Annotated in this window: 27 protein-coding genes; 10 read left to right on the top strand and 17 right to left on the bottom strand. The window is 63.1% G+C overall.

All coding sequences use genetic code 11. The features are described from left to right. The first annotated feature begins 50 nt into the window (after positions 1 to 50). Positions 51 to 1406: a glutathione-disulfide reductase gene (gene gorA, locus ACK59Z_RS16830; protein WP_409293498.1), complete on the top strand. Its 1356-nt coding sequence runs from the start codon at positions 51 to 53 to the stop codon at positions 1404 to 1406. A 134-nt stretch (positions 1407 to 1540) separates the two neighbouring features. Here gorA and ACK59Z_RS16825 read toward each other — a convergent pair whose 3' ends face one another. The 6 genes from ACK59Z_RS16825 to ribBA form a co-directional block, all read right to left on the bottom strand. After that, positions 1541 to 2848: a substrate-binding domain-containing protein gene (locus ACK59Z_RS16825; protein WP_108190355.1), complete on the bottom strand. Its 1308-nt coding sequence runs from the start codon at positions 2846 to 2848 to the stop codon at positions 1541 to 1543. A gap of 155 nt (positions 2849 to 3003) precedes the next feature. After that, complete coding sequence (locus tag ACK59Z_RS16820; protein WP_003256238.1) at positions 3004 to 4152, bottom strand: ABC transporter ATP-binding protein; 1149 nt, start codon at positions 4150 to 4152, stop codon at positions 3004 to 3006. 17 nt (positions 4153 to 4169) lie between these two features. After that, complete coding sequence (locus ACK59Z_RS16815; RefSeq protein ID WP_003256236.1) at positions 4170 to 4976, bottom strand: ABC transporter permease; 807 nt, start codon at positions 4974 to 4976, stop codon at positions 4170 to 4172. A 6-nt stretch (positions 4977 to 4982) separates the two neighbouring features. Next, a complete protein-coding gene (locus tag ACK59Z_RS16810; RefSeq protein WP_003256234.1) occupies positions 4983 to 5900 on the bottom strand; it encodes an ABC transporter permease in 918 nt (305 codons plus the stop codon). Continuing rightward, entirely contained in the window at positions 5897 to 6922 is a 1026-nt protein-coding gene (locus ACK59Z_RS16805) for an ABC transporter substrate-binding protein (protein WP_004576593.1), read from the bottom strand. Before ACK59Z_RS16805 ends, ACK59Z_RS16810 begins: the two co-directional genes overlap by 4 nt. Before the next feature lie 369 nt (positions 6923 to 7291). Beyond that, entirely contained in the window at positions 7292 to 8413 is a 1122-nt protein-coding gene (ribBA, locus tag ACK59Z_RS16800) for a bifunctional 3,4-dihydroxy-2-butanone-4-phosphate synthase/GTP cyclohydrolase II (protein WP_108190354.1), read from the bottom strand. A 78-nt stretch (positions 8414 to 8491) separates the two neighbouring features. On the opposite strand from ribBA, the gene ACK59Z_RS16795 reads away from it, so the two are divergent. Next, positions 8492 to 8785, top strand: coding sequence for a DUF1330 domain-containing protein (locus tag ACK59Z_RS16795; protein WP_108190353.1), 294 nt, complete (start codon positions 8492 to 8494; stop codon positions 8783 to 8785). Between the two features lie 205 nt (positions 8786 to 8990). Here the strand turns inward: ACK59Z_RS16795 and ACK59Z_RS16790 are convergent, their stop codons facing one another. After that, positions 8991 to 10010 (bottom strand): alpha/beta hydrolase, encoded by a 1020-nt coding sequence (locus ACK59Z_RS16790; RefSeq protein ID WP_108190351.1) that lies wholly within the window; start codon positions 10008 to 10010, stop codon positions 8991 to 8993. Positions 10011 to 10156: 146 nt separating this feature from the next. On the opposite strand from ACK59Z_RS16790, the gene ACK59Z_RS16785 reads away from it, so the two are divergent. The 6 genes from ACK59Z_RS16785 (at position 10157) to ACK59Z_RS16760 (ending at position 14227) form a co-directional block, all read left to right on the top strand. After that, on the top strand, positions 10157 to 11041 hold the full coding sequence (locus tag ACK59Z_RS16785; protein ID WP_010954640.1) for a LysR family transcriptional regulator: 885 nt from the start codon (positions 10157 to 10159) through the stop codon (positions 11039 to 11041). A gap of 26 nt (positions 11042 to 11067) precedes the next feature. Continuing rightward, a complete protein-coding gene (locus ACK59Z_RS16780; protein WP_010954639.1) occupies positions 11068 to 11469 on the top strand; it encodes a hypothetical protein in 402 nt (133 codons plus the stop codon). Between the two features lie 133 nt (positions 11470 to 11602). Beyond that, positions 11603 to 11824, top strand: coding sequence for an MbtH family protein (locus ACK59Z_RS16775; protein ID WP_016711157.1), 222 nt, complete (start codon positions 11603 to 11605; stop codon positions 11822 to 11824). Next, positions 11821 to 12540: a thioesterase II family protein gene (locus ACK59Z_RS16770; protein WP_108190350.1), complete on the top strand. Its 720-nt coding sequence runs from the start codon at positions 11821 to 11823 to the stop codon at positions 12538 to 12540. The genes ACK59Z_RS16775 and ACK59Z_RS16770 overlap by 4 nt, the downstream gene beginning before the upstream one ends. A gap of 56 nt (positions 12541 to 12596) precedes the next feature. Next, positions 12597 to 13148 carry an isochorismatase family protein gene (locus tag ACK59Z_RS16765; RefSeq protein ID WP_003256219.1) on the top strand — a complete coding sequence of 184 codons (552 nt, stop codon included), beginning with the start codon at positions 12597 to 12599 and terminating at the stop codon, positions 13146 to 13148. Between the two features lie 26 nt (positions 13149 to 13174). Next, a complete protein-coding gene (locus ACK59Z_RS16760) occupies positions 13175 to 14227 on the top strand; it encodes a DUF1615 domain-containing protein (protein ID WP_017148248.1) in 1053 nt (350 codons plus the stop codon). 490 nt (positions 14228 to 14717) lie between these two features. Here ACK59Z_RS16760 and ACK59Z_RS16755 read toward each other — a convergent pair whose 3' ends face one another. The 9 genes from ACK59Z_RS16755 to ACK59Z_RS16715 form a co-directional block, all read right to left on the bottom strand. Further along, positions 14718 to 15581: a metal ABC transporter solute-binding protein, Zn/Mn family gene (locus ACK59Z_RS16755; protein ID WP_003256216.1), complete on the bottom strand. Its 864-nt coding sequence runs from the start codon at positions 15579 to 15581 to the stop codon at positions 14718 to 14720. Further along, positions 15578 to 16477, bottom strand: coding sequence for a metal ABC transporter permease (locus ACK59Z_RS16750; RefSeq protein ID WP_003256215.1), 900 nt, complete (start codon positions 16475 to 16477; stop codon positions 15578 to 15580). The genes ACK59Z_RS16755 and ACK59Z_RS16750 overlap by 4 nt, the downstream gene beginning before the upstream one ends. Further along, positions 16477 to 17223, bottom strand: a complete 747-nt coding sequence (locus tag ACK59Z_RS16745) for a metal ABC transporter ATP-binding protein (RefSeq protein ID WP_409293496.1) — start codon at positions 17221 to 17223, stop codon at positions 16477 to 16479. The genes ACK59Z_RS16750 and ACK59Z_RS16745 overlap by 1 nt, the downstream gene beginning before the upstream one ends. Next, complete coding sequence (locus tag ACK59Z_RS16740) at positions 17220 to 18122, bottom strand: metal ABC transporter substrate-binding protein (protein ID WP_003256213.1); 903 nt, start codon at positions 18120 to 18122, stop codon at positions 17220 to 17222. Before ACK59Z_RS16740 ends, ACK59Z_RS16745 begins: the two co-directional genes overlap by 4 nt. Before the next feature lie 16 nt (positions 18123 to 18138). Next, positions 18139 to 18708 (bottom strand): DUF6162 family protein, encoded by a 570-nt coding sequence (locus tag ACK59Z_RS16735; protein ID WP_003256212.1) that lies wholly within the window; start codon positions 18706 to 18708, stop codon positions 18139 to 18141. After that, positions 18705 to 19025 carry a hypothetical protein gene (locus tag ACK59Z_RS16730; protein WP_003256211.1) on the bottom strand — a complete coding sequence of 107 codons (321 nt, stop codon included), beginning with the start codon at positions 19023 to 19025 and terminating at the stop codon, positions 18705 to 18707. The genes ACK59Z_RS16735 and ACK59Z_RS16730 overlap by 4 nt, the downstream gene beginning before the upstream one ends. Beyond that, a complete protein-coding gene (locus ACK59Z_RS16725) occupies positions 19022 to 19561 on the bottom strand; it encodes a hypothetical protein (RefSeq protein ID WP_003256210.1) in 540 nt (179 codons plus the stop codon). Before ACK59Z_RS16725 ends, ACK59Z_RS16730 begins: the two co-directional genes overlap by 4 nt. Next, complete coding sequence (locus ACK59Z_RS16720; protein WP_409293494.1) at positions 19558 to 20751, bottom strand: PepSY-associated TM helix domain-containing protein; 1194 nt, start codon at positions 20749 to 20751, stop codon at positions 19558 to 19560. The genes ACK59Z_RS16725 and ACK59Z_RS16720 overlap by 4 nt, the downstream gene beginning before the upstream one ends. Positions 20752 to 20928: 177 nt before the next feature. Further along, positions 20929 to 22263: a lysine N(6)-hydroxylase/L-ornithine N(5)-oxygenase family protein gene (locus ACK59Z_RS16715; protein ID WP_108190345.1), complete on the bottom strand. Its 1335-nt coding sequence runs from the start codon at positions 22261 to 22263 to the stop codon at positions 20929 to 20931. A 174-nt stretch (positions 22264 to 22437) separates the two neighbouring features. Between ACK59Z_RS16715 and ACK59Z_RS16710 the strand changes: the two genes are divergently transcribed. After that, positions 22438 to 22884, top strand: a complete 447-nt coding sequence (locus tag ACK59Z_RS16710) for a hypothetical protein (RefSeq protein ID WP_003256207.1) — start codon at positions 22438 to 22440, stop codon at positions 22882 to 22884. Positions 22885 to 23303: 419 nt separating this feature from the next. On the opposite strand, the gene pbpG is transcribed toward ACK59Z_RS16710, so the two are convergent. Then, the gene (gene pbpG / locus ACK59Z_RS16705) at positions 23304 to 24230 is read right to left on the bottom strand and encodes a D-alanyl-D-alanine endopeptidase (RefSeq protein ID WP_108190356.1); all 927 of its coding nucleotides are present in this window, start codon (positions 24228 to 24230) and stop codon (positions 23304 to 23306) included. A 455-nt stretch (positions 24231 to 24685) separates the two neighbouring features. On the opposite strand from pbpG, the gene ACK59Z_RS16700 reads away from it, so the two are divergent. Next, positions 24686 to 25258 (top strand): tyrosine-type recombinase/integrase, encoded by a 573-nt coding sequence (locus tag ACK59Z_RS16700; protein WP_258229802.1) that lies wholly within the window; start codon positions 24686 to 24688, stop codon positions 25256 to 25258. The last annotated feature ends 84 nt before the right edge of the window (positions 25259 to 25342 follow it).

Here is a 25342-nt window from a genome sequence, read left to right as displayed (position 1 = left end):
TGCGGCGGCCAACGGCGGTATGCTGGACGCCTGCCTGGGAGAGTGAATACATGGCCTTCGATTTTGATCTGTTCGTGATTGGCGCCGGGTCCGGTGGTGTGCGCGCAGCGCGTTTTGCTGCCGGTTTTGGTGCAAAAGTGGCAGTGGCGGAAAGCCGCTACCTGGGGGGGACCTGCGTCAACGTCGGTTGTGTGCCGAAAAAACTGCTGGTATACGGCGCGCACGTTGCCGACGAACTGGAGCAAGCCGCGGGTTTCGGCTGGACGTTGGAAGAGGGGCATTTCGACTGGGGCACCCTGATTGCCAACAAGAATCGGGAAATCGAGCGCCTTAACGGCATCTACCGTAACCTGCTGGTCAACAGCGGGGTGACCCTGTTGCAGGGACACGCGCGTCTGACGGGTGCCAACGAAGTGGAAGTGGACGGTCAGCGCTACACCGCCGAGCATATCCTCATCGCTACCGGTGGCTGGCCGCAGGTACCGGACATCCCCGGCAAGGAACTGGCCATCACCTCCAACGAAGCCTTCTACCTCAAGGACTTGCCGCGCCGCGTGCTGGTGGTGGGTGGGGGTTATATCGCCGTCGAATTCGCCGGCATCTTCCAAGGCCTGGGGGCCGACACCACACTGCTGTACCGTGGCGACCTGTTCCTGCGCGGCTTCGATGGCTCGGTGCGCACCCACCTGAAGGAAGAGCTGGAAAAACGCGGCCTCGACCTGCAGTTCAACGCCGATATCCAGCGTATCGACAAGCTTGAAGATGGCCGCCTGAAAGCCACGCTCAAGGACGGCCGCGAGCTGGTCGCCGATTGTGTGTTCTATGCCACTGGCCGGCGCCCGATGCTGGACAATCTGGGCCTGGAGAACACCGGCGTCGAGCTGGATAAGCGCGGCTACATCCGGGTTGATGAGCAGTACCAGACCACCGCGCCCTCGATTCTCGCCATTGGTGATGTGATCGGCCGTGTGCAGTTGACCCCAGTGGCCTTGGCTGAAGGCATGGCCGTGGCGCGGCGCTTGTTCAAACCCGAGCAATACCGCCCGGTGGATTACCAGAACATCCCCACTGCGGTGTTCAGCCAGCCACCCATCGGTACCGTAGGCTTGACCGAAGAGCAGGCGCTGGAGGCCGGGCACAAGGTGCAGGTATTCGAAAGCCGCTTCCGGGCCATGAAGCTGACCCTGACCGACATTCAGGAAAAGACCCTGATGAAGTTGGTGGTCGATGCCGAGACCGACAAGGTGCTGGGCTGCCACATGGTCGGTCCTGACGCTGGCGAGATCATTCAGGGCCTGGGCATTGCACTTAAAGCCGGTGCGACCAAGCAGCAGTTTGACGAAACCATCGGCGTGCACCCGACGGCGGCCGAAGAGTTCGTGACCATGCGCACCGTCACCCGCTGATGACGTGGAGCCTGCTGTACAGCCTGTAGACGCAGCCTTGTGCTGCGACGAGGTCCTTGCTGACACCGGAATGTTTCTGTCATTCGGGCCTCGTTGCAGCACAAGGCTGCTTCAGGGGTGTGTACAAGGCCGGATCAATACACCCACACCTCGACCCGCCGGTTGCGCAGCCGGCCTTGCTCCTGTTCATTGCCGGCCACTGGCAATTCATCGCCCATCCCGGTCACCTGCAGCACCTCCACGCCACCACGCGCCAGTTCGCGGCGCACTGCTTGCGCACGCAGGCGGGAGAGCAGGGCTGCGCGCCCGGGCGTTTCCTTGGGGTCGCCGAACCCCACCAGCACTGCCTTGCCCTGCAGCTTCCCGGCCTGGCGCAGGTACTCTGCCACCCGCTGCACATCGCGCAAGGCCTTGTTGTCCAGCCTGGCGCTTCCTTCCTGGAAGCGGAAGTTCACACTCAGCCGCTGCGCCTGCAGGGCCAGGATGCGATAGCGCGGTGGCATGTCGCTTTGGGGGGCGACAGACAGGGCCTTGATCTGCTGCGAAACGAAACCCTGCTGGGCGATGATCGCCTGGCCGGCCGGGCTCTGAGCGAAATCGACCAGGGCCTTGGCCTGGGGCTTGGGGTTGGCCGGCAGGTAAAAGTACAGGCGCCGTGAGAGCGGGTAGTCCTCGCTGGCCACACGTGCGCGCTCTGGCAGCATGGCCGGCGCGTCGCCTTCGGCCACCGCCAGCACCTTGGCCCCGTGTACGGCGGCCAGGCTGCTGAAACCGATGGCCTGGCGGTCGGTACCCACGCGTTGCGCCAGTTCGTCGCTGGACTCGAAGCGCCTGGCCTTGGCCGAAAGTTCGCCGTGCTGAGGTTCCAGCACCAGCGCCTTGAAGGTCTCGAAAGTGCCGGAACGGTCGTCACGGGCATACAGATGAATGGCCCCGCCAGGTATGCCCAGTTGTTCCCAGCGCTGGATCTGACCGGAGAAAATCTGCGCCAGTTGCCGGGTGTCCAGTTGGGGTATCGGGTTGTCGGGGTGGACGATGATCGCGACGCCGTCGAGGCCGATCACTTGTTCTGCGCCGGCTGCGCGCAGGTCGCCCAGCGCCTGCAACTGGCGCACTTCACTGTCGTTGATCGGTCGCGAGGCGGCGGCCAGGTCAGCCTCGTCACGGCCCAGCGCGACAAAGCCTGTGCTTGAGCCGTGGGCGGCAATGTCGATGCGCAAGGGCTGACCATGCACGTCGCGGGCGGTAATCACCCGCTCGTTGGCGACCTTGCCTGGCTGTTGTTCGATGGCGGTGGCCTGCTGCGCGCGCAATTGCCCCTGCACCAGCGCCGGTATCAAGGCCGTGCCGATGGTGTTGGAGCCTTGGACACGCAGATGCAGGGGCTCAGACAAGGTCGCTAGTGGAAGCAAGGTGAGCAGCAAGACAAGCAGGCGGAGCATGCCGGGTGGCCTATGGCACAGTGTTGGCCGGCAGAGTACGACAGTGGCGTGATGATAATGTGACGGGGGCGTACACCTTCCAGCGTGCAGCGCCTGCCCGATCGTGCGCCCCGCGGGCGGCGCTCGATCTGGCAGGCGCTGCAACGCTGAAGAGGTTAATGTGCCCCGGCCGACTTGCTCAGGTCGCTCTCGGCCCATTCGGTATAAATGCAGGCGTCGGCCACTGCCCAACGCACCTTCACGCTGTCGCCCGGCTGCATCGGCATGCCCGCGGCCGACAGGGCCTTCACCGTCAGCTCGGTACCCCCTGCAGTCACCACATGACAGGTCTGGCTTTCACCCAGGAACAGCACTTCGCCCACCTTGGCACTGACCTCGTTCCAGCCTGCCGGCAATGGCTCGCGCGCCGCTTGTTCGGCGGTCAGGGCCAGGGCTTTTTCCGGACGCACCATGATCAGCGCATCCTGCTCGGCGGCCAGGCCTGGGGTGAGGCGGATGGCCACTGGTTGGCCCTCGAAGCTGCCTGCGCCATTGCTGCTGGCCTTGATCCGCAGGAAGTTGGAGTTGCCCAGGAACGACGCAACAAAGGCATTCGGCGGATTCTGGTACAAGTCGTACCCGGTGCCCAGGCCGACGATCTTGCCGTGGCTGAAGATGGCGATGCGCTGCGACAGGCGCATCGCCTCTTCCTGGTCGTGGGTCACGTAGACAATGGTAATGCCCAGGCGGCGGTGCAGCTGGCGCAGTTCGTCCTGCAGGTCTTCACGCAGCTTCTTGTCCAGCGCGCCAAGCGGCTCGTCCATCAGCAGGATGCGTGGCTCGTACACGAGCGCCCGGGCAATTGCCACGCGCTGCTGTTGGCCGCCAGACATCTGTGACGGCTTGCGGTGGGCGAACTTCTCCAGTTGCACCAGCTTGAGCATGGCCTCGACGCGCTTGCTGGTTTCGGCAGCATTGAGCTTGCGGATGGCCAGCGGGAAGGCGATGTTGTCGCGCACGTTCAGGTGCGGGAACAGCGAATAGCGCTGGAACACCATGCCGATGTCACGCTTGTGCGGCGGCACGTTGACCAGCGACTGGCCGTCGACCAGGATCTCGCCGCTGCTGGGTGTTTCGAAGCCGGCCAGCATCGACAGGGTGGTGGACTTGCCCGAGCCGCTGGAACCAAGAAAGGTCAGAAACTCGCCGTCCTGGATCTCCAGGTCGAGGTTGTCCACGGCGGTGAAGTCGCCGTAGTGCTTGTTCAGGCCGCGCAGGCTGACCAGGGTTTTGCCGTGCGCGTTGTCTTTGATCACTGCACTCATTGTTGTTTTCTCCGCGCTCAGGCGTTTTCGGTGCGCCGGCGCAAGGCGGCGGCAATGAACATGACCAGCAACGACAGGCCGATCAGCAAGGTCGAAGCCACGGCGATGACCGGGCTAAGGTCCTGGCGCAAGGTGGTCCACATCTTCACTGGCAGGGTCTGCAGGTCGGGGCTGGCCATCATCACGCTCAGCACCACTTCATCCCAGGACACCAGGAAAGCGAACAGGCCACCGGCGATCATGCCGGGGCGGATGGCCGGGAACGTGACCTTGAAAATGGCCTGCAGGCGTGAGGCACCACAGATCACCGCAGCATCTTCGATCGACTGGTCGAACAGCTTCAGCGAGTTGATGATCGAGATGATCGTGAACGGCAGGGCGACGATCACGTGGCTGACCACGAAGGCGAACAGCGTGCCGGTGTAACCTAGCTTGAGGAACAGTGCGTATACCGCCACGGCAATGATCACCAGCGGCACGATCATCGGCATGGTAAACAGCCCGTACAGCAGCTCGCGGCCCGGGAAGCGGCCACGCACCAGGGCGAATGCGCTGGGCAGGCCCAGCAACACGGCGGCGATGGTGGTCAGCACGGCCACCTTCAGGCTGGCCAGTGCGGCGTCCATCCACTCCGGGTTGGAGAAGAACTGGCCGTACCACTTGAAGGTCCAGCCCGGTGGCGGGAACACCAGCCACTGTGACGAGCCGAATGACAGCAACACGATGAAGACCACCGGCAGCAGCAGGAAGGCCGCGATGACCCCGGTGGTCAGGTACAGGCCCGTACGCAGCGGGCGGCCCATGGCATTGGGAGACAGGAGCATGGCGGTTTACCTCGCGTTGCCAACCGGGGATTCCGGCTGCAGCTTCAGGTACAGGTAGAAGAGCACCAGGGTGATCGCTACCAGCAGTGCGGCAGCGGCGCTGGCCAGGCCCCAGTTGAGGAACGACTGCACCTGCTGGATGATGAATTCAGGCAGCATCATGTTCTGCGCGCCCCCCAGCAGCGCCGGGGTGACGTAGTAACCGAGCGACATCACGAACACCATCAGCGCCCCGGAGAACAGCCCCGAGCGGCACAGCGGCAGGAACACCTTCCAGAAGTTGGTCCACGGGCTGGCACCACAGATCGAACCTGCCTGCAGCACCATCGGGTCGATGGCGTGCATGGTCGCCTGCAGTGGCAGCACGATGAACGGGATCATGATGTAGCTCATGCCGATTACCACGCCGGTGAGGTTGTGCACCATTTCCAGCGGGGCATCGATGATGCCCATGGCCATCAACGCCTTGTTGATCACGCCCGAGCTCTGCAGCAGCACCAGCCACGAGTAGGTACGTGCCAGCAGGCTGGTCCACATCGACAACAGCACGATGTTCAGCAGCCAGCGGCCCCAGCCCTTGGGCACCAGGGTGATTGCCCAGGCCAGCGGGAAGCCCAGCAGCACGCTGATCAGGGTAACCACGCCGGCCACCGAGAAGGTGTTGAACAGCACCCGTGCATAGGCCGAGTTGGCGAACAGCTGCTCGTAGTTACCCAGCCCTGGCGTTGGCTCCAGCACCCCGCGCAGCAGCAGGCCGACCAGCGGGGCGAAGAAGAACACGCCAAGGAACAGCAGGGCGGGCAGCAGGTTGCGGCTGCCTTTCCAGCGCTGGCTCAGGCTGGCACGGCGCGGTGCGGTGCCCGGGGCGCCGGCGCCCGTGGGGGCACCTTGCGCGTTTTGCAGGGCGTTGATGGCGACTTTCATTTGACCAACCACTCATTCCAGCGCGCGGCGATGGCTTGACCGTTCTTGGCCCAGTAGGCGAAGTCGAGGGTGACCTGGTCCTGGGCGTAGGCAGTTGGCAGGTTTGGCGCGAGGTCCTTGTCCAGCTTGGCCACGCTGTCGACGTTGACCGGCGCATAGGCGGTTTTGTTGGCGAATTCGGCCTGGCCCTCGGCGCTGCTGGCGTTGGCCAGGAATTTCATGGCCGCTTCCTTGTTCTTGGCGCCTTTGGGGATGACCAGGAAGTCGGCCATGACCAGGTTCTGCTTCCAGCTCACACCCACCGGTGCACCGTCTTGCTGCAGGGCGTAGACACGGCCATTCCAGAACTGGCCGAGCGAGGCTTCACCTGAGGCCAGCAACTGCTGTGACTGGGCGCCACCGCCCCACCAGACGATGTCTTTCTTGATGGTGTCGAGCTTCTTGAAGGCGCGGTCCAGGTCCAGCGGGTACAGCTTGTCAGGGGCTACGCCGTCGGCCAGCAGGGCCAGTTCCAGCACGCCGGGGCTGGGCCATTTGTACAGGGCTCGCTTGCCGGGGTAGGCCTTGGTGTCGAACAGCGCGGTCCAGTCCACCGGCTTGTTGGCCCCGAGCTTGCCTTCGTTGTAGCCGAGCACGAAGGAGAAGAAGAATGAGCCGACGCCATGATCGGAGACGAAGCGTGGGTCGATCTTGTCGCGCTTGATCTGGTTGAAGTCGAGGGGTTCGAGCAGGCCTTCGCTGGCGGCACGCAGGGCAAAGTCGGCTTCGACGTCGACCACGTCCCACTGCACGTTTCCGCTCTCGACCATGGCCTTGAGCTTGCCGTAGTCGGTGGGACCGTCCTGCACGACCTTGATGTTCGTGGCTTTGGTGAACGGTACTGCCCACGCTTCTTTCTGGGCGTCCTGGGTCGTACCGCCCCAGCTGACGAAGTTGAGGCTGTCGGCGGCCTGGGCGGCCTGACATGCCAGGGTCAGCAGGCTGGCGGACAGCACTGCGGTTACACGTTTGCTTAACAGCATGGTTACGCCCTCGTTGCTTTTGTTATTCGAGGCGGGGCTTGTGGTGCGCCCGCCAACTGTGTTCGGGGAGCAGCTAAAACAAAGTGTCCTGATGGCCGTTTTTAATTGTAGGTGCCGGCCTGAAGACTCAAGGTCTACGGGATATCATATTATGGTATTCCAAGATTTTGGCAAGAGGTATGGGGCGACCGGCCATCACTCTGCCTTCAGGCACGGGCCCGTTGCTGATCGGGGAAATTGATTTGAACAGGGTCTAAAAGCTTGCGCGGTCTCTGTGGGAGCGGGCGGGCCCGCGAACACGGGCGAAGCCCGTGCCATGCCCCGCGGTGTCTGCTTCGTGGGCTTGCCCGTTTCCACAGGGACCGTATATCAACCTGCAATCCCGGGCTCGAACGGGATGCTCTGCACCACTTCCAGCTCATACCCCGCCAGCCCCGCGTATTTCAGCGGCGGCCCCAGGTGACGCAGCTTGCCCACGCCAAGGTCCTGCAGAATCTGCGCCCCGGTGCCCACTTCGGAATACACCTTGGACTGGCCACGTTGATAGGGCCGAACAGGGTGGGTCAGTTGTGGCACACGCTCAAGCAAGGCCTGGGAGGATTCGTGGTTGGCCAGGATCACCACCACGCCAGTACCTTCCTCAGCCACCTTCTGCAGCGCCGCCCACAGCGTCCAGTTGGCGGGGCCGGCGTACTCGGCACCCACCAGGTCGCGCAGCGGGTCAATCACATGCACCCGCACCAGGGTCGGCTGTTCGCGGCGAATGTCGCCCATGACCATGGCCATGTGCACGCCACCTTCGATGCGGTCTTCATAGGTGACCAGGCGGAAGGTGCCATGCACGGTCGGTAGCTCGCGCTCGCCGATGCGCTTGATGGTCTGCTCGGTGCTCAGGCGGTAGTGGATCAGGTCGGCGATGGTGCCAATCTTGATGCCATGCCGGGTGGCGAACACTTCCAGGTCGGGGCGACGGGCCATGGTGCCGTCGTCGTTCAGCACTTCAACGATGACCGAGGCCGGGCTGAAGCCGGCCAGGCGTGCCAGGTCGCAGCCGGCTTCGGTGTGGCCGGCACGGGTCAGCACGCCGCCTTCGCGTGCCCGCAGGGGGAAAATGTGGCCAGGTTGAACCAGGTCTTCGGGGCGGGCGTTGGGGGCCATGGCCGCTGCCACGGTGCGTGCCCGGTCAGCGGCGGAAATGCCGGTGGTGACCCCGGTGGCCGCCTCGATCGACACGGTGAATGCGGTGCTGAACACGCTACCGTTGGCCGGAACCATCTGCTCCAGGCCCAGGCGCTGGCAGTGATCGTCGGTCAAGGTCAGGCAGATCAGCCCGCGCGCCTCGCGGGCCATGAAGTTGATGGCCTGGGCGTCGCAGCGCTCGGCGGCGATCAACAGGTCGCCTTCGTTTTCCCGGTCCTCGTCATCCACCAGCAGGACCATCTTGCCTTGCCGGTAGTCCTCGAGAAGTTCCTCGATGGTGTTGAAAGCCATGATGCACGCTCACTGTGGTGGGGTGAATTTTATGGTATACCATCATACACAAATATCGCCGTAACAGGAGAGTTGCACATGAAGGCCTACTGGATCGCCCATGTGGACGTGACCGACCCCGAGCAGTACCAGCAATACACCCAGCGCGCCCCGGCTGCCTTCAAGGCATTCGGCGGGCGCTTCCTGGCCCGTGGCGGGCGCAGCGAGGCGATGGAAGGGAGGGTTACGCCTCAGCGTAGTGTGGTGATCGAGTTCGATTCGTACGCGCAGGCCGTCGCCTGTTACCGCTCCGCGCTGTACCAAGAGGCATGCAGTCATCGCCAAGGGGTGGCGAAGGCTGAGGTGATCATTGTGGAAGGGTTTGAGCCCTGAGCGGGATTTGCCGGCCCTTTCGCGGGTAAACCCGCTCCTACACAGGCCACCACAGAATTTGACGTTTGTGGTGGCCTGTGTAGGAGCGGGTTTACCCGCGAAAGGGCCGGACCTGCCGCACCGATGGCAGATTCATTGAAGCCTGCGGGCCGTTTCCGCAAATAGAAGCAAAAGACCCGCCCAGGCGGGTCTATTGCTCATTGCCTCACTGCAGATGCACTTTAAGTTCGTTGCCCGCCTGCCGCAGCGCCGCCTTTACTGCCGGCACTTGGCTCAACGGGTTGAGCAGCCCATAGTCATGAATCATTCCGTTGTAGCGCACCGAGGTTACTGTCACGCCCGCCGCATTCAACTTGCGGGCATACGCCTCACCTTCATCCCGAAGCACATCGAACTCAGCCGTTTGCACCAGGGCCGGTGGCAAGCCCTTCAGCTGTTCGGCGGACGCCCGCAGCGGCGAGGCGTAGATCTGCGCCCGCGCCTTTGCATCAACGGTGTAGTTGTTCCAGAACCACTTCATCATCCCGGTGGTCAGGAAGTGTCCTTCGGCAAACTGCTTGTACGATGCTGTCTCGAAGCTGGCATCGGTCACCGGCCACAGCAGCAGCTGGAAGCGCAGGGCAGGGGTGCCGGCCTCTTTGGCCTTGAGTGCAACCACCGCCGCCATGTTGCCGCCAACGCTGTTGCCGGCTACAGCCAGGCGCTTGCCATCCACGCCGATCTCCTTGCCATGCTCGGCCACCCAGCGAGTCGCGGCGTACGCCTGGTTGATCGCCGTCGGGTAGTGCGCTTCCGGTGACGGGGTGTAGTCCACATAGACCGCCACCGCACCCGAGCCGACCACCAGGTCGCGGATCAGTCGTTGGTGGGTCGGGAAGTCGCCCAGCACCCAGCCGCCGCCGTGGAAGAACATGAACACCGGCAGATCACCTTTGACATTAGTCGGGCGCACCACTTGCAGCTTGATCGATTGGCCATTGGCCTGAATCGTGCGTTCCTTCACCTCGACCCCCGAGAGGTCGACCTTCACCGAAGCCTGGGCGCCGGTCAGTACCGCGCGGGCGTCGTTTGGTGTGAGCTGTTCCAGCGGCTTGCCACCCCCTTTCTCCAGGGCTTCGAGGAAGGCCTGGGTGTGTTGTTCGACACCGGGGCTGCCTGCGGCGAAGGCACTGGAAACGGACAGGGCCAGGACGGAGGCGGTGAGGGCTTTGTGGACAATGTTCATGAGCGAATCCTTTTCTGTGCAAGTGTTGGTAGTGGGCGTCTTGCCTGGCCTGAGGGGCCATCGCTGCGACTTGTGCGTAGATTAGGCAGATGCATTCGTGGGAAAAAGCCGCTATAAAGTGTTTGACTGTCAGCAAGAGCGAGACAATGAACCCTTACGAAGACATGCGGATCTTTGCCCAGGTGATGGAGGCCGGTAGTTTCACCGCTGCCGCCGACCGTCTGGGCATGTCCAAGCAATCGGTCAGCCGGCGTCTGATGCAGCTTGAAGAGCGCCTGGGCGTGCGCCTGCTCAACCGCTCCACCCGGCGCCTCGATGCCACGCCACTGGGGCAGCACTACTACCAGTCGGCCCTGCGCCTGCTGGGTGAAGTGCAGCAGGTCGAACACGACATCAGCGGCCAGGCCCAGGTCTTGCGCGGCACCTTGCGCCTCAGCGCGCCGCTGTCGTTTGCCATGGCGCACCTGGGCTGCCTGCTGACCGAGTTTCTGCAGCTGCACCCCCAGGTTGATGTGGAGGTAGACCTGAGCGACCGCGCTGTGGACCTGATTGGTGAAGGCTATGACCTGGCGCTGCGGATTGGTGCACTGGAGGACTCCAGCCTGATCGCCCGGCGTATCGCCAGTGTCGAGCGGGTCTACTGTGCGAGCCCGGCGTATTTGCAAGCACGGGGAGTGCCGGGAAAACCGGATGAGCTCGCCGCGCATGATTGCCTGCCTTATGGGCATTCGCGGCAGGTGCAGTGGCAATTTCACAAAGGTGGCAAAACCCAGGCAATTCAGGTGACCGGACGCATGCGGGCGAACAATGGCGAGTTGCTGCGGGGGGCTGCGATTGCCGGGATGGGGGTCACTTATCTGCCGACCTTTATCGTTGGGCAGGCGTTGGCGGAGGGGCAACTGGTGACGGTTCTGGATGAGTGGCGCCCGCCCGCGCTGCAGCTGTCGGCGGTGTATCCGCAGCACCGGCAGGTCGCGCGGCCGGTGCAGGGTTTTGTCAGCTTCCTGCGCGCGCGGCTGGCGCAGCTCTGACCGTCGGTACAGGCTATGCTTGCCCTATGAGTACACCCGTTCCTTTACGCCAACCTTGCCCCCCTGGCGCCTGCGTCTGCGGCCGCGAGCAACTGGCCGACCATCCGCAGGCCGCCCAGCGCATCCTCTTGCTGACCCGGCAGGAAGAAAAACGCCTGCTCGAACGCCTGGAAAACCTGAAGGACCTGGAAGACCTTCAACGTCTGCAGCAGCGCCTGTACGAAAACCTCGGCATCCGCGTGCACATCGCCCCCGGTTACAACGAGGTACGGACCATGCGCGGCATCGTCATCGAACTGGACGATCAGCCCGGGCTGTGCCGCAAGACCCGGCAGTCTATCCCGGCGGCGATCCGGCGCGGGCTGGAGCGTAATCCGCAGGTTGCGTTCCGGTTGCTCGATACGCACGACCTGTTGCGTGATACCTGAGGGTTAATACCGGCATCGGCCGTGGCCACATGGGGCGCGTCAATTCCGTTAATTTTTACAGCGCTTGCTACGTCTACTTGAAAGCCACCCTGCGCCAGGCGCGCAGCGGCATCATCATTTAAGGAGACAGGCAATGACTTCCGTTTTCGACCGCGACGATATCCAGTTCCAGGTAGTGGTCAACCACGAAGAGCAATACTCGATCTGGCCCGACTACAAAGCCATCCCCAATGGCTGGCGTGCCGTGGGCAAAAGCGGCCTGAAGAAGGAATGCCTGGCCTACATCGATGAAGTCTGGACCGACATGCGCCCGCTGAGCCTGCGCCAGAAAATGGCCGAAGCTGCCGCCCAGTGACCGTGCTGAACCTGCTGTGCCTGCCGTACTCCGGGGCCAGCGCCATGGTCTACAGCCGCTGGCGGCGCAAGCTGCCGGCATGGTTGCAGGTGCGCCCGGTAGAGTTGCCTGGGCGGGGCGCGCGCATGGCAGAGCCGCTGCACACCGACATGCAAGTGCTGGCTCGGCAACTGGCCAGCGAGCAGCGACTGGCGGCAAGCGCTCCTTATGCGCTGCTCGGCCACAGCCTGGGTGCACTGCTGGCCTTCGAGCTGGCCCATGAGCTGCAGGCATTGGGCTGCCCGGCGCCGCTGGCCTTGTTCGCCTGCGGCACCGCGGCACCTACCCGGCGTGAGGACTACGACGGCAACAACTGGCGCGAGCCCAAGAGCGACGCCGAGCTGATCAGCGAGTTGCGCGCGCTACAAGGCACGCCTGAGGAAGTGCTGGCCAACGCTGAGCTGATGAGCCTGACCCTTCCGACCTTGCGCGCGGATTTTCTGTTGTGCGGCACTTACACATACCGGCAGCGGCCGGCGTTGCAGTGCCCACTGCATGTGCTGGGTGGCGTGGATGACCGGGCCAGCGATGAGCAACTGCAGGCATGGCGCTGTGAAACTCACGGCGCGTTCTCGCTGCAGATGTTCCCGGGTGGCCATTTCTTCATCCATGAGCAGGAAGACCGTGTGCTCGCTGCGCTGACCGCGTCGCTGCAGCCGCTTCGGCTGTCTGCCTGATTGACGACACCGCTTGCCTGGGGGAGGCTAGGGTTTTCCCAGGCAAGAGGCAGACAATGCTGATCGATCCACTCAAGGCCACGCTACTGGTCGTCGACATCCAGGAAAAACTGATCGGTGCCATGAGCGACCCCGAAGGCACTCGGGCACGGGCCCGCTGGTTGCTGGCGGCGACTGCCGAGCTGGCGCTGCCGACGGTGATTTCCGAGCAGTACCCCAAAGGCCTGGGCCATACCCTGGCCGAACTGCTGGCCGCAGCGCCGGCAGCCGAAGTGGTGGAAAAAAGTCACTTTTCCTGCGTGGCCGCCGAGTGCCTGCCGGCCAGTTTGATGGCGCGCGAGCAGGTGATCGTCTGCGGCATGGAAACCCATGTTTGTGTGCTGCAGACCGTGCTCGGCCTGCTGGCGCTGGGCAAGCAAGTGTTCGTGGTCGAGGATGCCTGCGACAGCCGCACCCCGGCCAGCAAGGCCGCAGGCCTGGCGCGCATGCGTGCCGCCGGCGCGCAGGTAGTGACCCGCGAGATGGTGCTGTTCGAATTGATGGGCAGTGCCGGGCACCCGCAGTTCCGCCACATCAGCAAAACCTATCTGGTCGGTGAACAGCCCTGAACGGCCGGTTACTGGCCATTTCGGTGATGGCCCTGGCGCTGTTGCAAGGCTGCGCCGGGCGCCGCGAAGAAGCGCCCGAAGCGGACCCGGCCAAAATCCGTGCGCAGCTCCTGCGGCTGTTACCCGCCCAGGTCAAGGACCGCGAGGGTTGGGCCAACGATATCCAGGCAGCCTTCGAAGCCCAGCGCATAGCGCCCAGTAAAAGCAACCTGTGCGCAGTGCTGGCGGTGACCGAACAGGAGTCGACCTTCACTGCGGACCCACAGGTGCCCAACCTTGGGCGTATCGCCCGCCAGGAGATCGACCGCCGCGCTGCGCGTCTGCATATTCCCAAACTGCTGGTCGACGGTGCGCTGAAGACGCCGTCGGGCAACGGCAAGAGCTACCAGCAGCGGTTGCAGACGGTGCGCAGCGAAAAGCAGTTGAGCGAACTGTACGACGAAGTCGTTGCTCGCGTGCCGCTGGGCAAGACCTTGCTGGGCGGGCTGAATCCGGTGCACACCGGCGGGCCGATGCAAGTCAGCATCGATTTTGCCGAAAAGCATGCGAGGGATTACCCCTACAGCCATGAAGGCACGATTCGCCAGGAAGTGTTCAGCCGGCGCGGCGGCATGTACTTCGGTATTGCCCACCTGTTGGGCTACCCGGCCAACTACGAGCGCCAGCTTTACCGTTTCGCCGATTTCAACGCAGGCTGGTACGCCAGCCGCAATGCGGCATTCCAGGCGGCATTGAGCAAGGTCACGGGGGTGAAGCTGGCACTGGACGGCGACCTGGTGGCGCCAGGGGCGATCATGCCGGGGACCACCGAACTGGCCGCGCGCAAGCTGGGGGTGAAGCTGGGGCTGCGTAACCCGCAGATCCGAAGCCAGCTGGAGGAGGCTGACAGCCTGGCGTTCGAGGACAGCAAGCTGTACAGCGGGGTGTTTGCCCTGGCAGATGCCAAAGCCGGCAAACCGGTGCCCCGCGCAGTGCTACCGGGCATCGAGCTGAAGAGCCCGAAGATTACCCGCAAGCTGACCACGGCCTGGTTTGCCGGGCGGGTGGATGAGCGTTATCAGCGGTGCATGAAGCGTTAGCCTGGCAGCAACCGCGATCCTTGAGCGGGTTTACCCGCGAATACGGTGGTGGCGGCAACGGTGATCGGCGGGTGGAGATTGGCCAGCAGGGCCGGCCTCTTCGCGGGTAAACCCGCTCCTACGCGACGGCCTGCGCCCAACCACTGACGCGTGTCCAATGTAGGAGCGGGTTTACCCGCGAATACGGTGGTGGCAGCAACGGTGAACGGCGGATGGAAATTGGCCAGCAGGGCCGGCCTCTTCGCGGGTAAACCCGCTCCTACACGACGGCCTGTGCCCAACCACTGACGCGTGTCCAATGTAGGAGCGGGTTTACCCGCGAATACGGTGGTGGCGGCAACGGTGAACGGCGGGTGGAAATTGGCCAGCAGGGCCGGCCTCTTCGCGGGTAAACCCGCTCCTACACGGCCTGCGCCCAACCACCGACGCGTGTTCAATTGCCCGCGAACACGGGCGAAGCCCGTGCCATCCACCGCGCGGGCCTGTCCGATCAGCGCCCGCCCAATGCCCCAACCACTTGGTCAACGCTGGCTTTGAGCCCCGCAATCGCATCTTCAGGGTCACTCTCCACCACCACCAGCTTGGCCCCGGCCGCCTTGATCACCTCGGCCACTGCCGCTTCAGGCTGACGATGGTCCAGCACCAGCGCCACGTCCTGCGCCTTCAGGTTCTCCCCCAGCGCCTTGAGGGCGGCCGCATCCCATTCGGCCGGCAGTGGCTGCTCGACCGCATCCAGGTTCAACCCGTTGACCAGATATCCCAGCCTCTCCGACAGGCTCACCACCGTCAGGTTGTCGACTTTGGCCAGCCGCGTCTGGCTGCTGGCCGAAAGCTCCAGCAATTGGCGTTTGAGCCCTGCCAGGTTGCCCTGGATCTTTGCCTTGTCGTCCGGCGCCAGGCGCTCCAGGTCATTGGCCACCACGTCGGCCATGCGTCCGAGGTTGGTCGGGTTGAGCCAGGGGTAAGCACCATAGGCATCGTCACCGTTCACCGCAATGCCCGGCAGTGCGCCATCCACCGGTCGCGCGGCATCGATCTCGACAATGCGGATATTGCTGCGTCGGGCCATCGGGTACAGCGGGTCGTCACGCCAGATCGAACGCACCCCGATCACCGCATCTGCCTGCTGGGCGGCCTTGTGCAGGCCTGCGCCACCACGCCCGCTGAAATACGACGGTTGGCGGCTGGCAGGCAGGTTGGCCGGTGCTGCCTGCTGAAGCCGCACCGCAGTGCCGTCGAGCAGGGCGCTGGCCAGGCTGTGGGTGACGGGCAGGGTCGTCAGCACTTGCGTGGCGAAAGACAGGGACGGCAGGCCGGCCAGTGCCAGCGCCAGGGTCAGGTGTTTGAAGTTCATGCCGGGTTTCCTTGCAGGCGGGGAACGAGGGCGCGGGCCAGGGCGGCCAGGGCAAAGCAGATGCCGGCGACCAGGATGATCGCGGCCCCTGACGGCACCGGCAGGTCGAAAACGATCGGCAGCAAAATACCGAGCAGGGTACTGATGGTGGCAATCAGCACCGACAGGAAGAAAAAGCCCTTGAGCGACTGACTGACCAGGCGAGCGGCGGCGGCCGGGATGACCAGCAGCGCACCGACCAGGATGGCCCCGATCACCTTCACCGCAGCCACGGTCACCAACGTCACCAGCACCACGAACAGATAGTCCAGGGTCTTCACCGCTACCCCGCGTACAGCCGCCAGCTGCGGGTTGAAACTGGCCAGCATGATGCGGTTGTACAGCGGCAGTGCCAAGGCCAGCACCAGCGCCGCGACGATGCCCAGCACGAGCAAGTCCTGGGCGCTAACGGTCAGCACCGAGCCGAACAGCACGTTCTCGAGGATGTGCACGTTGATCTTGCCTGCCAGCATCAGCAGCAGGCTGGCGCCCAGCGCCAGCGACACCGACAGGAATACGCCAATCAGTGTGTCCGGCGACAGCCCGGTACGGTTGCGCAGGAAGTTGAGCAGGATGCCGAACAGCAGGCAGTAGCCGAACAGGCTGCCGTACGGGCCGGTATAGGGCTCACCCAGCAGGATACCGATGGCCACGCCGGTCAGCGCCGCATGGCCGACCGCTTCGGAGAAGAAGGCAAAGCGCTTGACCACCACCAAGGTACCCAGGCCGCCCAACACCGGGCCGATCATCAGGCCGGCCAACAGGGCGTTGACCACGAAGCCGTAGGCCAGCGCCTCGGGCAGATAGCCGGCAGTGGCCCAGTCCTGGACCGTTTGGCGAAAGATTTCAAAACTCATCAGGCAAGGCTCTCGCTACGCGGGTTAACGGAGAACAGGCCGAGCAGGCGCTCCGGGGTCAGGGCCTGGGCAGGTGGCGCATCGAACAGCACCTGGCGGTTCAGGCCTGTTACCCGGTCCGCCAGGCGCAACACGGCTTCCAGGTCATGCTCGATCCACAGAACGGTAGTGCCGGCCTGGCGCCAGCCCTGCAATAACTGTTCGAACACCTGGATTCCGGCTTCATCGAGGGCCGACATCGGTTCGTCCAGCACCAGCAACTGCGGCTCGGGGATCAGGCCCTGGGCCAGCAGCACGCGCTGGCGCTCACCGCCGGACAGTGCACCCATGCGCCGCGTGCGCTTGTCGAGCATGCCAACCTGAACCAAGGCTGCATCAATGGCTGGCTTCACGCGCCGCGACAGGCCGAGGAAGGCCGGGCGGCGCTGGCACATGGCGGCCATGAAGTCGTCCACGGTCATGGGCAGGCCGCGGTCGAACTCCAGTGCCTGCGGCACGTAGCCAATCACTTCGCGCTCACCAGGCCAATGCGAGGTCAGCTGGCCCTGGTGTGGCATCTGCCCGAGCAGGGTCTTGATCAACGAGCTCTTGCCGCCGCCGTTGGGGCCGACGATGGCGTGCACGCTGCCTGCTGCCACGCTGAAACTGACCTGTTCGAGGATGCGCGTACGCCCCAAGGTCAGGTCGATGCCAGTGAACTCGATGCGCGGCCCGCAGGCTGTCACCCGCTTGGCGGCAGCGGTCATGCGCGGTTCTCCTGAATGGCGCGGACCACGGTGTCCAGGTTGCGCTTCATTTCCACCTCGTACTTGTCCTTGGTGTAATCGCCGTAGGAGATATGCGTCAACGGATACAGGCGTACGCCGGACTCACGCTGAATGGTTTCGACATAGGCCGACGGGAAGTCCATTTCCGAGAAGATCACCCGCACGTCCAGTGCCTTGAGCTGGTCGATGGTTTTTTTCAGCTGCGCCGGGCTGGGCTCGATGCCATGGGCCGGCTCGACGACGGCGGTCACCTCCAGACCGAAGTCGCGCACCAGGTAGTCATAGGCAGCATGGATGGTGGCGACCCGGAACGTTGCGCCAGGGGCTTCGGTGACCTTGGCCAGGGCCTCGGCACGCAGGGCGCGCAGGCGCTTGGCGTAGGCACGGGCGTTTTGCGTGTACAACTTGGCGTTGTCCGGGTCGAGCTTGCCCAGTTCACGGGCGATGTTGTTCACCTGGGCGATGGTGGTGCTGATCGACAGAAAGGTGTGCGGGTTGACCACCTTGCCGGCACCGCGCGCAGCGATGCCAGTGGCCGCCAGCAGCGGCACGTTCTGATTGGCTTCGATAGTGGCAATGTCGGGTTTTTCGCTGGTGGCGATCATGCGGTCTGCGAAATCGTCATGGCCAACACCGTTGAGCACCACCACGTCCAGCGTGCCGATGCGCTTGATGTCCTCGGCCCGCGGCTCGTAGGCGTGCGGGTTGAAGCCCGCCGGAATCAGGGGAACCACCTCGGCCTTGTCGCCGACAATATTGCTCACGTAGCTGTAGTAGGGGTGCAGGGTGATGCCGATTCGCAGCGGCTTGCTGTTATCGGCCAGGGCCATTGCCGGCAGGGCAAGGGACAGGAGAAGGGCGAGGGCGGAGCGAAACATGGGCGGGTCCTTGGGTTCAGTGACGGTGTTCGCGGGTGACCCCGGCGTCGTAGTGGCTGACCACTTGTTGCCAGCCAGCCGCGATCAGAGCGGCCTGGCCGAGGTCGTCCGGGATCACGGCGGCGCTGTCGCGGCGCAGCCAGATATCGGCTTGGCCTGTGCTGTCGGGTGGCAGGATCAGCAGCAGGCTGCCGGCCACTTCCGGGGCCTGGCTGCGGCCCAGGTAGGCGCCGGGCTCCAGCCATGACCATTGGTGGCCGCCACGGCTTTGGCTGCCGGCATCGACCACGAACGGCGGCAGGCCTTCTTCGGCCAGGGCCTTTACGCTGGGCGTGACGGCGTTTTCTTCGCGCAGGAGCTGGATCTCGTCGAAGGCTACCCGCAGGTCGGTGTAAAGGCCTTGCTCGGCGGCGGTGAGGTCGCGGCGGGCGTCGATCTGGTGGCTGGCGATGGCCTGTTCGTCCTCGCGCTCACCGCGCAGCAGCACCACGCTGGCGGCGAGCACCACGATCAGCAAGCTTGCCAGCAGCACGTACAGGGTTTCGTGCCCGGCACCGGCCGGGCGAATGACGTGGGCGCGGCTCATGGCTGGGCGATATCGGCGTAGTCCACTTCCACCACGTGCCCGGGGCCAGCATCGAACAGCACGTAGAATTCGCCGTCCGGGCGTTTGAAGGTCAGCGTCGAGTCGTCGCCAAGCTTGCCGCCGACCAGCACCTGTTCGTCATAACCAATCACGTCCAGGGTCACTCCGGGGGCACCGCTGCCGTCCGAGAAACCGCCGGTGCACTTGACCTGACCGCTGGCCAGTTCTTCGCATTCGCACATCGGGTTGTGCGCCAGCGCAGGGCCGGCGACCAGTACCAGCAAGGGCAGCGCCAGGGTGCGCATCCGGTGATTCATTTGTTTTCTCCTTGTTTCTCGAGCCATGCCACAGTGGCTGGCGATGCCTTGGCCAGGGGGATCGACGCCTGGTGCATGCTGCCGTCCCAGCCTTCCAGGGTGATCCAGATGTGCGCGTCGGGTTTGGTACGTGGCGGAATCGGCAACGAGGTGCCCATGTTGTAAGGTGCACCGAAGAAAATGGTGCCGGCGGCGCGCAGGCTTCTTGGTTTGCCGATGCGCAGGTAGGCTGCCTTGACGTTTTTTATGCAGGCCTTGCACAGCGATGCATTGAACGATTTGAAGTAGCCGGCGGGGCCGTCGGCGTGTGGCGCCTCGTCACGCAGTTCAGCAAGGTCGAGGCTGTAAGGGCCGACCTGGATGTCACTGATCACGTTGGCGCCAAGGCCGGCGTCGCCGCGGAACAGCCTGGCGTCGGCGAAGTACTTGGGCATGAAGCCCAGCGGGATCAGGATCAGCAGGATGTTCAGGTGAAAACGCCACTTCAGCCATAGCTGCTTCAGCGGGCTGGCGGGCAGGGCCTGGGCCTGGCTCATGAATGGATCTCCACGGTGGTCTCACTGTGTACTGCACGCGGAGCGCGCTCGCTGCGCTTGAGGGCCGCGGCGGTGGCCTGGGCGGTGCGCTTGGTCCAGATCAGCAGGCCGCTGAGCACCATCAGGGTGAGGATCAGGCCGAAGAAGAACCACACCAGCTTGATCGGCAAACCGCCAAAGTCGCCGGTGTGCAGCGGGCGCATGGACTCGGTGACGAACTCCAGGGCCGAACGGTCGCTGATCAGGAACTGGCTGTCGACATTGCGTGTGTACGGATTTACCGACGCACTCTGGAACATCAACGGGTACCAGCCCGGGCCAGACAGCATGACGTGGCTGTAGGCAGTGGCGGGGAGCGAGATGGAGGTCACTTCCAGCCCCGGGATCGCCAGCCCGGCAAGGCGTGCCGCCTCATCCAGGTCGATGCGCGAGGCGGGGCTGCCATCTGGCGTTTGTGGCACTTCCTCACGGGCGATCACCGGCACGATGGGCTGGCTGGAAAGGGTGATGTGGTTGTCGGACAGGATCGCCTGGATCAGGAACCAGGTGCCGGTGACGGAAATGACTGCAATGAACCAGATTGACCACACCCCGGACAGACGGTGCAGGTCACCCCAGAAAATTCGCGAACCATGGCCGGTACGCACGGGTTTGAAAAAGCCTTTCCAGAACTTCTTGTAAACCACCAGGCCGGTGACCAGCGAGGCGAGCATCGGCAGGCCGAGCAGCGAGACCAGGTACCAGCCCCAGCTGAAACCGTTGGTGAACGGCACCAGCCACCAACCGTGCAGGGCGCGGGTGAAGGCTTCGAAGTTGAAGTCCGGGGTCTTGCCCTGAATGGTTCCGGTGTAGGGGTTTACATACAGCGTCGGGCGGGTGCCGTCAGGCAGGGTGACATTGGCTTTCACCGCGAAGTGCGAACCATCTGGCTGGCTCAGGCGCTCCACCACCATGTCCGGCTCGGCATTGTTCAAGGCCTCCAGTACCTGCTGAAAGCTCATGCGCTCGGTGTCCGCGTCTGGCTTGTTGGCGCGCACAGCCGGATCGGCGAGCCAGACGATTTCCTGGCTGACCACGGCGAGCATGCCGGTGAAGCAGACGATCAGGACAAAGAACCAGATCGGCAAGGCGAGCCAGCTGTGGACCAGGAACCACAGCTTGGATTTGGATTTTTTCGGTGTTTGGGCCATCAGACGGTCTTCTGCTATGGGTGGTCGAGCATGTGCCAACCAAAGAGTGCTGTACTGATAAGGACGAATGAGAATCGAAAACCTGCAGGTTAAAATGAAAGCAAATGTTTCAAAGCACAAACACCGGACTGCGCACGAGGCACCAGTCCGGCCTTGATGGCTGGTTGTAGAGAGGGGTCAGGCGCGGGTCAGTGCCACGGCTGCTTGGGGCTTTTCGTGCAACTGCTCCAGGTCCTGGTACAGCGCTCGGCCAATTTCCGCAGCGCGTGCCGGCAGGACCGAAAGCAGGGTGTCACTCAGGCCGTGGCTGTTTTCGCAGAAGCCCTGCAGGTACACCGAGGCTTGCATGTCCGGGCTGGCCAGTACGCGGTAGTTGCGGTCGACGCTGAAGTCCTCCAGGTAATCGGCCAGCGGCGCGAGCAATTCGCGGTGCGAGCGGCGCTCGTAACCGGTGGCGAGGATAACGGCATCGTAGCGGTGGGTTTGCTGCTGGCCGGTGGCGAGGTCGCGCAGGGTCAGTTCCAGGCCTTCGCGGGTGGCCACCACCGCTTCCACCTGGCGCCGGCACAGCACGTTGTGGCGGTGCTGATGGGCAACCTTCTGCCGGTAGAGGATGCCGTAGATGCGCTCGATCAGGTTGAGGTCGACCACCGAGTAGTTGGTGTTGTGGTATTCGCCCAGCAGTTTGCTGCGCTGTTCGGCCGGTTCGTTGTAGACCAGGTCGGTATAGTCGGGCGAGAAGATCTCGTTGACGAAGGGGCTGTCGTCGGCGGGCTTGAGGGCCGAGCCGCGCAGAATCATGTCGACCTTGACTGACGGATAGCTGTCGTTGAGGTCGATGAACGCCTCGGCGGCGCTCTGGCCTGAGCCGATCACGGCAATGCGCATGGGTTTGCCAGCCGTGCACGGCAGTTTGGTCAGGCTGCTCAGGTACTGCGAGTGGTGGAAGACTCGCGGGTCGTCCTTGAAGGCGCCGAAGTTTTCCGGGATTTTCGGCGTGCCACCGCTGCCCACCACCACTGAGCGGGTGGCGCGGCTGTATTCGCGGCCTTGTTTGTCACGCGTGATCACGCACAGGTGTTGGACCCGGCCTGCATGCATGTGCGGTTCGATGCGCAACACTTCCTGCCCATACACCGCCTGGGAGGCGAAATGCTCGGCGGCCCAGCGCAGGTAGTCGTTGTACTCCAGGCGGCAGGGGTAAAAGGTGCCGAGGTTGATGAAGTCGGCCAGGCGCTGCTTCTGGTGCAGGTAGTTGACGAAGCTGTAAGGGCTGGTTGGGGTGCGCAGCGACACCAGGTCCTTGAGGAACGAGATCTGCAACTCGCTCTGGGTAGCCAAGGTCTCGCCGTGCCAGTGGTAGTCTTGCTGCTTGTCGATGAACAGTGCGTCGAGTGCATGGCCCCGGGATTCGGCGAGTTCTTCCAGGGCGATGGCCAAGGCCAGGTTGGAGGGGCCGAAGCCCACGCCGATCATGTCTTTGATGGTTTCCTGCTGTGAGGACTGGCTCATGGCTGCGATTCCCTGAATGGTCGAATATGGACGCCCGCCGGGGCTCCGGCTCCTGCGCAAGTACATGAGTTGGAACGAGCCAGCCGAGGGGGAATTTAAGCGGGCTAAAGAACAGCGTGAGGCGGCCGATGTGTTGGTTACGGCAAGGACCAATCTTTCATGCAGGGAATCGACATGAGCGGTATCACGGCAAGCAATCTGATGATCAATGGTGTTTCAGCACAGACGCTGAGCGCGAACGCAGCAACCGAGCGTGAGCAGGCGAAACAGGCCGGTGAGGCGGTGGGGCCCTTGAGCATCAGCAGTGACAGCATGAAGGTGTCGGCGGGTAGCCCGGCGCAATCCACCGACACAGAAGGCAGTGGCGAGTCGGAGGCTGTGAGCGAGCTGCGTCAATTGATCAAGGATCTGCAGAAGCAATTGGCAGAGGAACAGAAACAGTTGGCTGCATTGCAGAACAGCAAGATGGACGAGGCTGCGAAAGCAGCAGCGGTTGGTGCCAAGCAGGCGAGCATTGCTACCCTCAATGGGCAGATCATGGCGGCCACGGCGCAGTTGCTGGAACTGTTGCAGCAAGAGGGCGGCAGCAGTGCGGGAGGCATGGTCAGCGCCACGGCCTGACTGGACATGCACAGGCCGCTGTAGGAGCGGGTTTACCCGCGAATGGGCCGGCCCTGCTGGCCAGTTTCCACCCGCCGTTCACCGTCGCCGCCGCTACCGTATTCGCGGGTAAACCCGCTCCTACACCTATCGAGGGTGGACATACATTGGTGATTGGGCACAGGCCGTCGTGTAGGAGCGGGTTTACCCGCGAATGGGCCGGCCCTGCTGGCCAATTTCCACCCGCCGTTCACCGTTGCCGCCGCGACCGTATTCGCGGGTAAACCCGCTCCTACACCTGATCAGGGTTGGACACACACATTGGTGATCGGGCGCAGGCCGTCGTAGGCGCGGGTTTACCCGCGAACACGGGCGAAGCCCGTGCTATCCACCGCGTTGTATGTTTCGCGGACAAGCCCGCACGCGCCAGGAAATGGCGGTCATTCGGCCGCCAACCGCCCCTTGTTCTGCCGGTCGGCCTTGTACTGCATGGCCACTGCCGGTGCCGGTTTGGCGGCACCGGTTTCCAGCCATTGACGCATGCGGCTGGCATCGGCGAAGTGGGTGTACTTGCCGAAGGCATCGAGAATGACCATGGCCACCGGGCGGTTATCCATGCGGGTCAGCAATACCAGACAGTGCCCGGCCTCGTTGGTAAAGCCGGTCTTGGTCAGCTTGATATCCCAGTTGCTTTTGTTCACCAGGTGGTCGGTGTTACGGAAGCCCAGGGTGTAGTTGGGCTTGCGGAAGGCGACGGTCTTTTCGCGGGTGATCGACAGCTCGCTCAGCATGGGGTACTTGCGCGAGGCCATCAGCAGCTTGGCCAGGTCGCGGGCAGTGGATACGTTCTGCGTCGACAGGCCAGTCGGCTCAACATAGCGGGTGTGGGCCATTCCCAGGCTGCGGGCTTTGGCATTCATTGCCTTGATGAACGCCGGATAGCCGCCGGGGTAGGCGTTGGCCAGGCTATTGGCCGCACGGTTTTCCGACGACATCAGGGTAATCAGCAGGGTTTCGCGGCGGTCCAGCTGGCTGCCCAGGCGCACGCGCGAGTACACGCCTTTCATTTCCGGGTTGTTGGCAATGGTCATGGTGAGCATTTCATCCATGGGCAACTTGGCATCCAGCACCACCATCGCCGTCATCAGTTTGGTCACCGAAGCGATCGGCACCACGCGGTCGGCATGGCTTGAATACAGCTCCTGGTTGCTGTTCAGGTCGATCAGCAGAGCGCTGCCTGAAGCCAGATGCAGTTTGGAGGGGTCACGTTGAACCTGGGCCGGGGGTTGTGCAGCAGCAGTCGACGGAAGGGTCGCGGTACCTGTGAGCAACAGCAGCAGGCTGAGGATGGACAGGGATGTTTTCACGTTGAGGCTCACTAAAAGTTGGTATGTCGTTGGCTGTGCAAGGGTTTTCCCCCTAAAAACCGATGCATTCTGGAGTATGGCTGAATTGCTGTCGAATGCCTTATGCCTAAAGGGCGCAAGGTGAACGATATTTAATCCTGTACCCATTACGTGCTTTTCCAGCTTCGTCAGTTCCGTCCAATCGTTGGCAGAATTCAACCACTTGGCGTAGGTCGAGAGAAGCACCTGCACCGAGCGCCCAAGCTGCCAAGCAATGAACGCTGGATTCGTGGTGACGAGCCAGAAGGTTGGAAGATGAATGGCGACTCCGTCGAGACGCGGCGCTTCTGCTTCGAGCGGTATTGGGTCGGTTAGCGCCTCTGGATTGGGTTGACCATCCTTGTCCTACCTCACATGGAGGACAAGCCATGAACGCCATTACGACCAGCAGCCATCAGCCTTGAAACAAAGGAAAATTGGTCGGGCAGAAAGCTCCGCTTCGACTGAAAGATATCTGGGCCATTCGGGTAAGGCTCCAAATCGCGGAGGAAACTCGTGATTTAGCCCTTTTCGATCTGGCCATCGATAGCAAGCTACGAGCCTGCGATCTGACCAAGCTTCGCGTACGCGACGTTGCTCATGGGGAGCACGTGTCATCTCGGGCGATAGTGATGCAGCAGAAAACCCAACGTCCCGTACAGTTTGAAATTACAGAGCAAACGCGGCTGGCCCTACAGGGCTGGATACATCAAGCCCAACTCCACAGCGAGGATTGTCTTTTCCCAAGCCGGCTACACGCCTCAGTGCATCTCTCCACCCGGCAGTACGCCCGAATCGTCAAAGCGTGGATAAAGTCTATTGGGCTAGATCCTGCTATGTACGGCACCCACACGATGAGACGTACAAAGGCATCGCTGATCTATCGCAGGACAAAGAACTTGAGAGCAGTTCAGCTCCTGCTCGGCCATACAAAGCTTGAAAGCACAGTGCGATACCTGGGCATTGAAGTCGATGACGCATTGGAGATGGCAGAGCAGACGGAGGTCTGACAGCGTCCAGCGACGGTCGAGGTATGACCGTCGCGATTCGACCCAAAGCTGCTCTTCACACTGACAGCTAACGGCCAGAAGCGA

The sequence above is a fragment of the Pseudomonas sp. KCJK9058 genome (assembly GCF_046230975.1).
GTDB classification, from domain to species: domain Bacteria; phylum Pseudomonadota; class Gammaproteobacteria; order Pseudomonadales; family Pseudomonadaceae; genus Aquipseudomonas; species Aquipseudomonas alloputida.
This window is presented reverse-complemented; position numbering and strand designations above follow the sequence as displayed.

Excerpts from the sequence above, each read along its gene's own strand:
- ACK59Z_RS16745 (WP_409293496.1), bottom strand. The coding sequence starts at position 17,223 with ATGACCGCTGCCGCCAAGCGGGTGACAGCCTGCGGGCCGCGCATCGAG.
- ACK59Z_RS16820 (WP_003256238.1), bottom strand. The coding sequence starts at position 4,152 with ATGAGTGCAGTGATCAAAGACAACGCGCACGGCAAAACCCTGGTCAGC.
- ACK59Z_RS16765 (WP_003256219.1), top strand. The coding sequence starts at position 12,597 with ATGCTGATCGATCCACTCAAGGCCACGCTACTGGTCGTCGACATCCAG.
- ACK59Z_RS16760 (WP_017148248.1), top strand. The coding sequence starts at position 13,175 with ATGGCCCTGGCGCTGTTGCAAGGCTGCGCCGGGCGCCGCGAAGAAGCG.
- ACK59Z_RS16730 (WP_003256211.1), bottom strand. The coding sequence starts at position 19,025 with ATGAATCACCGGATGCGCACCCTGGCGCTGCCCTTGCTGGTACTGGTC.
- ACK59Z_RS16795 (WP_108190353.1), top strand. The coding sequence starts at position 8,492 with ATGAAGGCCTACTGGATCGCCCATGTGGACGTGACCGACCCCGAGCAG.
- ACK59Z_RS16755 (WP_003256216.1), bottom strand. The coding sequence starts at position 15,581 with ATGAACTTCAAACACCTGACCCTGGCGCTGGCACTGGCCGGCCTGCCG.
- ACK59Z_RS16775 (WP_016711157.1), top strand. The coding sequence starts at position 11,603 with ATGACTTCCGTTTTCGACCGCGACGATATCCAGTTCCAGGTAGTGGTC.
- ACK59Z_RS16720 (WP_409293494.1), bottom strand. The coding sequence starts at position 20,751 with ATGGCCCAAACACCGAAAAAATCCAAATCCAAGCTGTGGTTCCTGGTC.
- ACK59Z_RS16780 (WP_010954639.1), top strand. The coding sequence starts at position 11,068 with ATGAGTACACCCGTTCCTTTACGCCAACCTTGCCCCCCTGGCGCCTGC.
- ACK59Z_RS16815 (WP_003256236.1), bottom strand. The coding sequence starts at position 4,976 with ATGCTCCTGTCTCCCAATGCCATGGGCCGCCCGCTGCGTACGGGCCTG.
- gorA (WP_409293498.1), top strand. The coding sequence starts at position 51 with ATGGCCTTCGATTTTGATCTGTTCGTGATTGGCGCCGGGTCCGGTGGT.
- ACK59Z_RS16790 (WP_108190351.1), bottom strand. The coding sequence starts at position 10,010 with ATGAACATTGTCCACAAAGCCCTCACCGCCTCCGTCCTGGCCCTGTCC.
- ACK59Z_RS16725 (WP_003256210.1), bottom strand. The coding sequence starts at position 19,561 with ATGAGCCAGGCCCAGGCCCTGCCCGCCAGCCCGCTGAAGCAGCTATGG.
- ribBA (WP_108190354.1), bottom strand. The coding sequence starts at position 8,413 with ATGGCTTTCAACACCATCGAGGAACTTCTCGAGGACTACCGGCAAGGC.
- ACK59Z_RS16715 (WP_108190345.1), bottom strand. The coding sequence starts at position 22,263 with ATGAGCCAGTCCTCACAGCAGGAAACCATCAAAGACATGATCGGCGTG.
- ACK59Z_RS16735 (WP_003256212.1), bottom strand. The coding sequence starts at position 18,708 with ATGAGCCGCGCCCACGTCATTCGCCCGGCCGGTGCCGGGCACGAAACC.
- ACK59Z_RS16750 (WP_003256215.1), bottom strand. The coding sequence starts at position 16,477 with ATGAGTTTTGAAATCTTTCGCCAAACGGTCCAGGACTGGGCCACTGCC.
- ACK59Z_RS16810 (WP_003256234.1), bottom strand. The coding sequence starts at position 5,900 with ATGAAAGTCGCCATCAACGCCCTGCAAAACGCGCAAGGTGCCCCCACG.
- ACK59Z_RS16805 (WP_004576593.1), bottom strand. The coding sequence starts at position 6,922 with ATGCTGTTAAGCAAACGTGTAACCGCAGTGCTGTCCGCCAGCCTGCTG.
- ACK59Z_RS16710 (WP_003256207.1), top strand. The coding sequence starts at position 22,438 with ATGAGCGGTATCACGGCAAGCAATCTGATGATCAATGGTGTTTCAGCA.
- ACK59Z_RS16740 (WP_003256213.1), bottom strand. The coding sequence starts at position 18,122 with ATGTTTCGCTCCGCCCTCGCCCTTCTCCTGTCCCTTGCCCTGCCGGCA.
- ACK59Z_RS16785 (WP_010954640.1), top strand. The coding sequence starts at position 10,157 with ATGAACCCTTACGAAGACATGCGGATCTTTGCCCAGGTGATGGAGGCC.
- ACK59Z_RS16825 (WP_108190355.1), bottom strand. The coding sequence starts at position 2,848 with ATGCTCCGCCTGCTTGTCTTGCTGCTCACCTTGCTTCCACTAGCGACC.